Consider the following 11403-nt stretch of genomic DNA (forward strand, 5'->3'; position numbering starts at 1 on the left):
TCCCAGACTATCAAGCCGCCCGCTTATCGCGGCGAAGGCCTTGGCCGAAGCCGGAACAGGCGCAGCGACGCCCCGACCTACACCGGCCTCAGCTTCTCCCTTATCTTCTCGAGCGGGGCCCGGAACTCATCCCCCTGCTCCCTGTACACGCCGTCCTTGAACAGATCGTGCGCCCTCAGCCTTATCCGCCTCTTCACTTCCTCGTCGAACGTGTCCAGGTTCTGCTCCGCCAGGAACACCGCCGCATAACACGATATCGCATCGTGCCCCCTGACGAAGACGTCCGCCAGCATCGCCGCCGCCCCCTCGGTCCCCGTCTTCCCGAGCGCGTAGACGCACGCCTCCTGCCATATCAGCGAGCGCGCACCGAACGTCTTCTTCAGAACGTGCCAGTCGAGATCGTTGAACTCCTCCAGCAGCTCCGCCGCCCGCACATAATCCTCCTCGTACCACGCCTCGCCCGGCGCGGCATTCCCGTTCGACGTGCTCTCTTTTATATGCCTGTCCAGAAGCTCGGTAATGTCGTACCTTCTCATCACACTTTCCCTGCCGACTAACTACACCGGAAACGGCAACGAAATTATTTTACACAACGCGGGAAATGTGTTCCACGACACGGGGACCCGCCCCTCGGGAACGGCGGGCCACGTGTGCTGGATATCGAAATAGCAAGGCATGGTTATTACCACCTGACGCGCTTTGAGTGATTTTAGCAACTTCGTTGCTATGTCGAGAAACACACGTACGTGTGCACGCGTGCTGGAATCCGACGTAGCCGACTTGGAAATTCATAGCACCACCCGGTCGTTTGTTCCATTTAACCACCAGACTTGCCACGTCGAAGACATCGAGTGGATGAACGTTAAAAATCCGACCTGCCTTACTCTTCCCTCCCCCTCCCAGGGGGAGGGTCAGGGTGGGGGTATAATATTTAGAGCATTTAGCGAAGGAACGATGATTTTGCACGCCTCGCGTGCAGGATTCCGAAGTAGCAGCAGTCTTGCTATTACCACCTGACGCGCTACAGGTGGTTTCGGCATCATCAGCGCTATGCCGAAAAAGACACTACGTGTCCCCGGCCCGGCGGCTCGCAGCCGCACGCAATCGAAGTAGCAACCCCATTTCTATTACCACCTTTCGCGCTTTAGATGCTTCTAACCTCCGAAGGTGCTACGCCGAAAGACACGCATACGTGTGTGGTCAGTCAAAAGTAGAAAGCCTTATTCCATACGTGCCAACTATTGCAGACCGTCCCCGACAGGCCTCCAATCCCACCGGCTTTTTTAGTTAATCCTTTGTCCGCCCAATATCCCCTGCTCTGAAAAAACTCCCCTCCCCCCGCAAAATCGAAGGGTATACTTTTTCCGAACTACACCACAGGAGGCAAACCCCGATGAAAAAATGGAAACTGACATCCCTGTCCGCGCTCGCGATAGCGCTCGTAATGATGCTCGCATGGGCCGGCGAGTCCCGCGCCGAAGTCGAAACGGACAAACCCGCACCCGACTTCTCGTTCACGGACATCGAAGGCGCGTCCGGAAAACTCTCCGATTTCAAGGGCAAGGTCGTCGTCCTCGAATGGTTCAACCACGGCTGCCCGTTCGTCCGGAAGCACTACGACAGCAACAAGATGCAGAGCCTCCAGCGGAAATACACCGAAAAGGACGTCGTCTGGATAGCGATCAACTCCACCGGCGAGGGGTACCAGGACTACAGGAACGCCGAGGAATCCGTAAGGGACGTCGATTCGAACGGCACCTCCGCAACCTACGTCGTCCTCGACCCCGAGGGCAAGATCGGCACGCTCTACGGGGCCAAAACGACGCCGCACATATTCATCATAAACAAGGATGGAATGCTCGTTTACCAGGGCGCTGCCGACGACATCAAATCGACGGACGTCGCCGACATCGAAAAGGCGGACAACTACATCGACGCAGCGCTCACGGAAGTCCTCGCCGGCAAACCCGTCTCCGTCCCCGAAACAAAATCCTACGGGTGCAGCGTTAAATACAAAAGATAATACCCTTCATCCCCCCCAAGCCCGGACAGGCGGGAAAGCGCCGCTATTCTTTCATCCATTGAATTTCCTCCCCCTTTGAGGGGGAGGATTAAGGTGGGGGTTACCTTTAACCCGTCACTGAGAGCGAAGCGAAGCAATCTATCCTGTCATTCCTGCAACGATTCCGAACGAGCGAGTATCTACCTTATTTTTGTCATTCCCAAATGCTTGTACCTGCCGCGGCGACTTGTCCACCGTAGCTTTTTTATCGGTCGGAGCTTAAGCGGAGTCCGAAGCGAAGGCGGAAGCCCACGGGCGAAGCCGGGTCGGGAATCCAGTCTTTTATCCACCATCCGTCAGGCTATCTTACATATCATACCAATAACGTATATCCTTCATATGCCGGCAACCCTCCCTCCGGAAGCCGCCGCTCCGCCCCGAATCTCTCGTTAAAAAGGGAATCCGAAATTCACGCTGAAAGCGTTCAGGTCGCCGAACCGGTAGCCGACACCGATCCGCGGGTCTTTAAGGAACCATATCTTGTCCGGTTTCGCGAGCCCCGCCGTCATCGCTATCTCGAACTGATTCTTTACGACGAGCGGCGGGTGCAAATACCTGTCGAACGTCGTCTTCGGAAGGAACCTGTACCATATCAAGAACACGCTCGCATCCGGCTCATACCCCTTAATGCTGAACCCCAGCGGCCGCCTCGCCTCTACGCCGTTTTCCAGCAGACCGTAATTCTGGCCCTCCCCTCCGCCGAACACGTCGTTCCCCGCCCAGGCGAGCGTGTTGCCCAGGCTGAACGTAAACTGCTCCCAGAACATCTGGTAAAGACTCGTCAGCCCCGCCGCCCACACGTACAGCAGCGAATCGTCCACCTTGAGCCCCCTCGGCGACGACTTGTCGTAAACCTGCCACGCGAGCCCGGCGTTCACGAACGGCTTCAGCGTCCAGTTATCGACCACCCTGTAATGAAGGCTCACGCCGGGAATAACGCTCATCACGTCCTGGTCGACCTTGATCCTCGTCCCGTCCGGCGTGTGGCTCCTGAACCGGAACCTCCCATAGAACACGGGGGCGTTCACCACGAGGTCGAGCTTGTCGTTGTCCAGGAATTTGCTGAAGGTGTATTGGAGAGGAATGCTGTAGACCTGCACGTTAAGCCCGCCGACGTCGTACGACCCGAATCCGAGCTCGAATGCGTAGATGAAGTTCACGGCCACATTGGTATTAACCTTCTGCGCGCGTGCGGCGGGGGCGATGAACAGTGCGGCAAGCAGGATCAATAAACCTAACCGGGGGAGCTTCATCAATAGCAAATTAAATACGCTTTTTCAAACGAATTCAAGATGCGCCGGATAAATATCTCACCAGGCCGCACCGGCGCCTGTCATTTCGAACAACGATTCTTCCGAGCAAGCGAGGAATCACCTCACTTCTGTCATTCCTGCGCAGGCAGGATAACAGATTAAAAGACTGGATTCCCGATACAGGCCTTGATACTAAAGAAGGCAGGGGCCTGAGCAGTACTGGATAAACGCTTCCGCTTCAAGGTTGGGGCATCCAATTCCTCGCTTGCTCGGAATCGTTGGGAATGACAGAATAGGTTTTTCAGTTGAGCATAATATTGCAAGCCGTGTAAACGGCGCAGCAATACATTCCCGGGCCGGCGGGCCACGCCCGCAGACAATCGAAGTGGCAGCGCTCGGCTATTACCACCCGACGCGCTTCCGGTGATCTCGGCACCTCCCGCGCTATGCCGAAAACGACACTACGTGTCCCCGCCACGCGTGCAGGAATTCGACGTAGCCGACCTGGAAATTCATAGCAACGCCCGGTCGTCTGTTCCAATTAATCACCAGCCTTGCCCCGCCGAAGACATCGAGTGCATGAGCGTTAAAAATCCGACCTACCTTACTCTTCCCTCCCCCCTCCCAGGGGGAGGGTCAGGGTGGGGGTATAGTATTTGGAGTATTTGGAGGATTTAGCGAAGGAACGATGATTTTGCACGCCACGCGTGCTGGATTCCGAAGTAGCAGCAGTCCTGCTATTACCACCTGACGCGCTTCAGGTGGTTTCGGCACCTCCTGCGTTATGCCGAAAAAGACACTACGTGTCCGGCCCGGCGGACTGTGTCCGCTGACATTCGAAGTAGCAGCACTCCGCCATTTCACCAGCCGCGCTTCAGGTGGTCTTAGCAACTTCGGTGCTACGCCGTAAATCACACATGCGTGTGTGGTCAGGCAAAAGTAGAAAACACTTGCACCATATTTACCAGTTAAGCACCGAACTTCCCCTTCAGCTACTGGAGACCCTCAGCAGTAAACAATCGAAGTAGCAGCGCTCTCCCATTGCCATCTGCCGCATTTCACGTGGTTTCAGCAACTTCGGTGCTACGCCGAAAATCACACGTACGTGTGTGGTCAAGCAAAAGTAGAAACCCTTTCTCCTCACTTACCACCCAACTCAGAACGCCCCCCGCAAGGCCGTCAATCGTGCAGCTTCCACCAGAGCTTTCGCAGTTGCAGTTGATCCTTTGCCTTCTCCGTTCAAGGGTTCGTAAAGGCAGTGAACTCGAATTTGATTGAAGAGCACCCCTATACCCTCATCCCAATCCATCATATTGCAAGCTGCCGCCTGTCGCGGCAAAGGCCACACCGCAGCCCGAAAACTCGATCCGGAATCCCGCTTTAAAAAAATGCACCGCACTAGGAGGTTACGATGAGATTGATCCCGATCACCATCAGGATAAGCAGAATAGCTATGCGGAACCTGTCGTCCGACAGACGGTGGCGAACCTTGCCGCCGAGATAGATGCCCACCGCGACGGGCACGACGCCCGCGAGCGACGACTTTAATATGCCGGCCGAGAGAAAATCGAACCGGTCGAGGAAAATCAGCAGCACGAGCGTCGATATAGTAAAGCCGAGGTTGATCGCGCTTATGAGCAGCCTCCGGTCGAGGTCGAGCGCAATGAGATACGGGAGTATCGGCATCACCTGCGTGCCCGTAAAGCCGTTCAGGAACCCGTTCGCGAGCCCGACCGGGATCGTAATGCGCCGCTCGACGTCGCGGCCGATCGTAAACTCGATGCGGAAGAGGAGGAATATCGAATACGCGATCGAAACCGCGCCGAGAACCGTCTTCGCAGGCGTGTTGCCCGCGTGATGCAGCAGCGATATGCCCGCGTAAAGCCCCGGGAGCGCGGACAGGTACAGCAGCCAGAACCGGTGCATGCTCTCCGTGAAACGCTTCGTCTCGACGATGAGCATGACGTTCGACAGAAGCGACGGCAATATGACGAGCGGTATGGCGGTGCGAATGTCGACGAAGCTGGATATCACCGGCAGACAGAGGCTGACGAAGCCGAGCCCCGTAGCGCCCTTGATGAACGCCGCGACGAAAAAGGACACATAGACGATGACGAGAATCTTCGTTTCCATTGCTGCCCGCGCGGTGATGAGAATATATAACGCGAAACGGCAAATGCCAAACGGGCGGCACGCGGCCACAACTCCACCCTTCCGTCATTCTGAATTTATTTCAGAATCTCGTATTGCCTTTTCAGTTAAAGGGTTTGTACAGGCAGTGAGATTGAATCTAATTGAGCAGCACCCTACACCCTCATCCCAATCTGTAATATTGCAAGCCGCCCGCGCGGCGCAGCAATACCCCTCCGGGCCGTGCGGACTGTGTCCGCAGACAATCGAAGTGGCAGCGCATTTCTATTACCACCTTTCGCGCTTCAGATGCTTCTAACCTCCGAAGGTGCTACGTCGAAAGACACACATACGTGTGTACTTTTGGTCAGTCAAAAGTAGAAAACACTTGCACCGCCACTATCAGCTACTACAGAACGTCCCCCTCCAGGCCGCCACACTCGCAGCCTCCACCAGCTTTCGAAGTAGCAGCGCATGGCTATTACCACCAGCCGCGCTCCAGGTGGTTTCAGCACCCCCCGCGCTACGACCATACCGCCCCAACCACCTTAATTCATCTCTCCCGGAAACCACTATCAGAAACACTATTAAGAAAGAAACCAAACCGGCAAAAGCATCCGGCCCGGCTCAGAGCCAATCGTCGGTCTTCTTTTTGACGCTCTTCTTTTTCTTCTTGCCCTTGTCCTTGTAACGCTCCTGCGATTCAATTATGATGTCGAGCGCCGCGTCCTTGTTCCTCCATCCCTCGACGACGACGTCCTTCTTCTCGAGCGTCTTGTACGACGCAAAAAAGTGCTCGATCTCCCTCAGAAGATGCGGCGGTATCTCCGTCAGCTTCTCGATGTGGTTCCAGTGCGGGTCAGCGATCGGCACACACAGTATCTTCTCGTCCGGGCCCTTTTCGTCCCCCATTACGAACATCCCGATCGGGCGCGATTCGATTATGCATCCCGGGAACGTCGGCTCCCACAACAGCACGAGCGCATCCAGCGGGTCGCCGTCCCCCGCCAGGGTGTCCTCGATAAAACCATAGTCGCTCGGATAATGAACCGACGAATAAAGCAGCCTGTCGAATTTTATCCTCTTCTTGGTCTTGTCGAACTCGTACTTGTTCCTCGACCCCTTGGTAATCTCGACCATCACACTGACGGTCATTGTATCCTTGGCCATTTATCCTGCTCCAAATCTAATGGATTTAAAATAACGAACAGTATACAACGAATTCCGCCGCCCATGAATTCCGCCCCCCGATATTTTTCGCATCCGGCGGACCGCGCCCGCAGGATTATGTCCGCCGACAATCGAAGTAGAGCGCATTGCTATTGCCACCTGCCGCGCTTCACGTGGTTATAGTCTCGGAACATCCTACGTCGTAAATCACACGTCGTGTGTCTCGAACAACGATTCCGAGCGAGCGAGGAACCCTCTCCCATCTGTCATTCCCTAATGCTTGTATAGGGAATCCAGTCTTTGCTTTTGCCTTTCCCCCTTGGAAAAAGGCCTGTCGCGGGGCGAATGTCGGGGCGGCTCGTCCGACGAAGCCTTTTTCATCGGTCAGAGCTTTAGCGGAGTCCGAGGCGAAGTCGGAAGCCTCAGCAGAGCCTGAAAGCCCTGCCAAAGCCGGAGTGTCGGGGGGATTTCAGCCTTAGCCTTTCTATTCTTTCTCCTTTCCTCCACCTGCTTCCCCCTGTCAAAATCACCGCGATTTACCAGCCATCCCCGCCCGCCTCTCGACCGGCTTCTCAACACACCCTTTATGTATATCTAATAATAGCAGCGACATAGACCGCCGCCAGTGCTATATCACACACCTGTCCGCTATCCTGTCAGATATCCCCGGAATCTCATACCCTTCCTTAGCTAGACGCTGCAACCCACTGTCCGGCCTTGCCCGGCCAATTCTCCTGTCCAATCCGCAGACAGGTCCCGCCTGCGCCTGTCAGCGTCCGGTCAATCGGCCGGGTAAAAACGGCGGAGCTCCGCCGCGAGAATAACAAACTGGATTCCTGAAAACGGAACGCCGGTTACTTCCCGGCGTCGTCTTTCGACTCGGGGAAAAGGTCGCCCTTGATGAGATTTATGCCGTCCAGAAGGTACTTTATCTCCTTCATGGTAATGGAGGTCGGTATCTGTATGGTCGCCACCTCGCCGCTCCCCAGGGTAAGGTCTAGCCGCCTGAGCGCGGCCGAAGCGGGGGTGTTGTTCTGCTCGTGGATCATCACGTCTATGATCTCGGTGCCGTTTTCCTCGCCGTATGTGACGTTCTCCGGTAAAATCTTGGCGAAATTGATGGTAGATTTAAGGTTCTGTATAAACGTCCTGGCGCCGTTCTTCGTGAACTTCGTGTTCGCGAAGCTGTTCTGCCAGACGAGGTCCCTCTCGAGGACGTCGTTGCTCGGGAGCCCCTTCTGCTTGTAATGCTGCCATACCTCGTTAAATATCTTCGGCTCGAGCGCCGCCGCGCGAAGCAGCTTCCGCCTGTCCGGCGCGTTCTCGAGGATGCGGTATCCCCTGTCCGAAACGGCCACGCGGCGGTTCTCGCCCTTGCCGGTCGAATCTATCAAACCGTAATAAGTTAGCGCCGCAATCAACTGGCGCACATAACTATTATATTTCGGGAGTCCCCATCTGCCGACGAGTATGCTCACGGGTATAGGCGCCCGCTTGTCAATGGAGTAAATCTTCCCCGTCAGCTCAAGGGCCTTTTCGAGGTCTATACAGGGATAGTTGGGGCTCCGCTTCTTTGTCTTCCCCGCAGCCACGCCGCCCGTCGGAGACTTATACTTCGACTCACGGTCCTCTTCTGTCATACTGCACGCTCTCCCCTCTTATTTATCACCTCATAATATAAACTGCCTGATTGAGAAATCAAGCAGGGCTGACAGATAAATTAACAGGTTATACGTGTTGACAATAATCTGTCAATTATGTATTATGCTAGTAATTTCACTAGCCAGGAGGATGCAAAGATGAGAAAATAGACCCCCGTCATCCAATCGCAATCAGGGTTGTCGTTGCATGACGGGTCATTATAAAAGCAGATGGGGTTATGGGCGGCCCGCCGTAGCCTTACACTCTGCAAGACAACCATATGTTCAGTCTATTATTTCATTTTTGGGAGTGTTTGCAGTAAAAATCAATTTTAAAGGAGAACACGAATGGCTACGAAAAAAACGACGACAAAAAAGGCCGTAAAGAAACCGGCGAAGAAGACGGTAAAGAAAGCGGTAAAGAGAGACGCGATGGCGACGCAGGCCGTAAAGAAGGCGGCTGTTAAGAAAGCTGCGCCGAAGAAGACGACGGCCAAGGCCGCGCCGAAGAAGGCAGCGACAGCCAAGAAGGCGGCAGCGCCAAAGAAAGCAGCGCCAAAGAAAGCGGCTCCGAAGAAGGCCACACCGAAAAAGGCGACCACGGCCAAGAAGACGACCGCCAAGGCTGCGCCGAAAAAGACCACGGCCAAGAAAGCAGCCCCGAAGAAAGCGGCCGCCACGAAGAAAGCTGCACCGAAGAAGGCGACCACGGCTAAGAAGACCACCGCCAAGGCTGCGCCGAAGAAAGCCGCGCCGAAAAAGGCAGCGACGGCAAAAAAGGCAGCCCCAAAAAAGGCGTCTACGACAAGGAAATAAGCTTTGATCCGGGGGGGCGCTGATTAATCGCGCCCCTTTAAAGAATGTCCCCCTCGGGCCGGGGTGACCTTCACATCATGTGATAGAATTCGTCAACCCTCTCGATCTGCGGGAGTGTCGGGCGTATGAATTTTCTGACCTTTCTTATCTTTTCCCACGCTTCCAGAGGCTTGTATCCCCGGCTGACGAAATAGGCGGCCGCCATGGTGGCGCTCCGTCCTATCCCCTCCCAGCAGTGTATGTAAACCTTCCCGCCCGATTCTATCTCGCGCCTGACGAATTCCACCCCCGTCTTCAGATCCTCGAGCCCCGGCGCGCCCTGGTCGTCCGTCGGCAGACGGAGATACCTTAGCTCGTGGAGCTTCGCCAGCTCCGCATAATCATACTCCCTTCTCATGTTGACGACGGCCGTAATCCCGTTCTTCCGGAGCGTCCCTATACCCGCGCCCCTCGGCTGCCCGCCTATCCACAGGTCGTTCGTCACTGCGGCGTACCTCCTCAAGGGCCCGCCCGTCCAAAGCCTCGCGAGCTTGTCGTACGCCGCGAGCATACCCTTCCTGAAACCCTGATACTTGAAATGCAGGTACAACCGTCTGAGCTCCGTCACGAAGCTCACTCCCCTTCCCTCCTGTGCGCGGCGACGTTTATCGCGTCGCGCAGTATGCCGATCCTGAGCGGGAACCCGCCGTTAATCTCCTCGCCGTCCCTCGCGGCCACCTGCGGCGGCGACGCCTCGACGACGACTTCCTTCGCGGGGATGCTGTACATCGTAAGGTCCTTCCGCTCCACCCGTATGCGTCCCCCGCCTTTCCTCCTTGCCACGAATCCGCTTACGGCGTTGTACACGAGCCCGAACGCCGCCAGAAGCGACGCCTGCCTGAACACGACGACGTTCAGATACCCGTCCGAAGGATCTATCTCGGGGATGAGCCTCACGCCCGGGAGCCCTAGATTACCCGAGTTGCAGACGACGCACGTAATCCCGCTGATCACGCGCCGCCTCCCGTCGATCGTTATCGTATAGCGCGTGTTCGGCATCGTCCTCCCGTAATGAAGCGCCGTCCACAGATATGCGAGCACGCCGAACCTGTTCTTGAGCCCGGGCTCGGTGAGCACGGTCATCGCCGCCTCGAGCCCGATCCCCACCCTCAGCAGAAAATGCTGCTCGCCGACGACGCCGATGTCCACCTTCCTCACTACCACGTCGTCGCAGAGCAGAAAATCCAGCGCCTCGCACGTATCCACTGGTATCTCCATCTCGGCCGCGAACACGTTCGCCGTCCCGCCGGGTATGACGCCCAGAACGGCATCCGCCCCGATGAGCCCCTCAGCCGTTTCGAGAACCGTCCCGTCCCCGCCGACCGCCACGACGAGGTCGGCCCCGTCCGCGGCGGCCTCCTTCGCGATCTCCCGCGGCAGCCTGCCGGGCTCGGTGTAAACGATCCGGTAATCGAGCCCCTTCTCCTCCAGCCTCTCCTCTATCATATCGACGTCCGACTCCGCCTGCCCCGAAACCGGATTCACGATCACACATATCTTCTTGAAACGCACACGTGCTCCCCGTGGAAAAAAGATGCTTATATTCTAGCACACGCGCGGAAGCAAACAGCGTACCACCATATCTCATGCTCGCAGTCCTCGCGGTTCTGTCCGCGGCGGCCCGCGGCTCCCTCGCGAACGAGCCGGAGCCGCCTCCGATGATGAAGGGTGCGGACACGCCGTCCGTCAGGCAATGCGGCGAATGGAAGTCCCACGAGTACAAAAATTACGTCGTCAACACCCGCCACTCGACCGACTTCGCCGGGCGCGGCACACCACGTGCACGGGAAATCGAAGTAGTGGCCTCCCGCCATCACCTCCGAACGCGCTTCCGATGCATAGGCTCCGAATGTGATTCGTCGAGAAGCACACGCGCGTGTGTGTCATTCCTGTGCAGGCAGGAATCCATTCATTGTTCTGCCAGTCATAAATCAAGAGGCCCTGTCATCTCGAACAACAATTCCGAGCGTGCGAGGAATCTCCACACTTCTGTCATTCCTGCAACGAATGCGAGCAAGTGAGTATTCGGACGCCCCCGGCCGACTGCAATTAAGTACCTCCAGTACAGCTCGAAAGCAGCTCAAATCAAAATAGCAGGAATCCATTCAGCAATCCTTTGCCTTTATATCCCCCCTTAGGAAAAGGGGGGATCATGGGGGGATTTAGTCTTTCTAGTCTGTCATTCCCAAATGTCTTAATTGGGAATCCACTTCCGCCAGCAATACATCAAGCATCTTTTTTTGTCATCTCGAACAAACGTGAGAGATCCGTCTTTCATCCCATCATATTGCAA

9 protein-coding genes are annotated in these 11403 nt (G+C 56.0%); 1 reads left to right on the forward strand and 8 read right to left on the reverse strand.

All coding sequences use genetic code 11. The features are described from left to right. Positions 1 to 77: 77 nt before the first annotated feature. Positions 78 to 536, reverse strand: a complete 459-nt coding sequence (locus tag PKC29_15210) for a hypothetical protein (GenBank protein ID HML96767.1) — start codon at positions 534 to 536, stop codon at positions 78 to 80. Positions 537 to 1393: 857 nt separating this feature from the next. On the opposite strand from PKC29_15210, the gene PKC29_15215 reads away from it, so the two are divergent. Then, positions 1394 to 2023 carry a redoxin family protein gene (locus tag PKC29_15215; GenBank protein ID HML96768.1) on the forward strand — a complete coding sequence of 210 codons (630 nt, stop codon included), beginning with the start codon at positions 1394 to 1396 and terminating at the stop codon, positions 2021 to 2023. Positions 2024 to 2451: 428 nt separating this feature from the next. On the opposite strand, the gene PKC29_15220 is transcribed toward PKC29_15215, so the two are convergent. The 7 genes from PKC29_15220 to PKC29_15250 all read right to left on the reverse strand — a co-directional run bounded on the left by PKC29_15220 (position 2452) and on the right by PKC29_15250 (position 10622). Then, positions 2452 to 3291 carry a hypothetical protein gene (locus PKC29_15220; protein HML96769.1) on the reverse strand — a complete coding sequence of 280 codons (840 nt, stop codon included), beginning with the start codon at positions 3289 to 3291 and terminating at the stop codon, positions 2452 to 2454. A gap of 1422 nt (positions 3292 to 4713) precedes the next feature. Then, a complete protein-coding gene (locus PKC29_15225) occupies positions 4714 to 5448 on the reverse strand; it encodes a sulfite exporter TauE/SafE family protein (protein HML96770.1) in 735 nt (244 codons plus the stop codon). A gap of 624 nt (positions 5449 to 6072) precedes the next feature. Further along, the gene (locus PKC29_15230) at positions 6073 to 6615 is read right to left on the reverse strand and encodes an inorganic diphosphatase (protein ID HML96771.1); all 543 of its coding nucleotides are present in this window, start codon (positions 6613 to 6615) and stop codon (positions 6073 to 6075) included. Between the two features lie 854 nt (positions 6616 to 7469). Continuing rightward, complete coding sequence (locus PKC29_15235; protein ID HML96772.1) at positions 7470 to 8255, reverse strand: hypothetical protein; 786 nt, start codon at positions 8253 to 8255, stop codon at positions 7470 to 7472. Between the two features lie 332 nt (positions 8256 to 8587). Further along, a complete protein-coding gene (locus PKC29_15240; protein ID HML96773.1) occupies positions 8588 to 8986 on the reverse strand; it encodes a hypothetical protein in 399 nt (132 codons plus the stop codon). Positions 8987 to 9141: 155 nt separating this feature from the next. Then, on the reverse strand, positions 9142 to 9687 hold the full coding sequence (locus PKC29_15245; protein HML96774.1) for a dual specificity protein phosphatase family protein: 546 nt from the start codon (positions 9685 to 9687) through the stop codon (positions 9142 to 9144). Next, complete coding sequence (locus tag PKC29_15250; protein ID HML96775.1) at positions 9684 to 10622, reverse strand: diacylglycerol kinase family lipid kinase; 939 nt, start codon at positions 10620 to 10622, stop codon at positions 9684 to 9686. The genes PKC29_15245 and PKC29_15250 overlap by 4 nt, the downstream gene beginning before the upstream one ends. Between the last annotated feature and the right edge of the window lie 781 nt (positions 10623 to 11403).

It is taken from the genome of Thermodesulfobacteriota bacterium (assembly GCA_035325995.1).
GTDB lineage: Bacteria > Desulfobacterota_D > UBA1144 > Nemesobacterales > UBA2774 > JADLGH01.

What these genes read in the sequence shown, in the direction of transcription:
- PKC29_15210 (HML96767.1), bottom strand. Translation starts at nt 536, where the DNA reads ATGAGAAGGTACGACATTACCGAGCTTCTGGACAGGCATATAAAAGAG.
- PKC29_15215 (HML96768.1), top strand. Translation starts at nt 1,394, where the DNA reads ATGAAAAAATGGAAACTGACATCCCTGTCCGCGCTCGCGATAGCGCTC.
- PKC29_15225 (HML96770.1), bottom strand. Translation starts at nt 5,448, where the DNA reads ATGGAAACGAAGATTCTCGTCATCGTCTATGTGTCCTTTTTCGTCGCG.
- PKC29_15230 (HML96771.1), bottom strand. Translation starts at nt 6,615, where the DNA reads ATGGCCAAGGATACAATGACCGTCAGTGTGATGGTCGAGATTACCAAG.
- PKC29_15235 (HML96772.1), bottom strand. Translation starts at nt 8,255, where the DNA reads ATGACAGAAGAGGACCGTGAGTCGAAGTATAAGTCTCCGACGGGCGGC.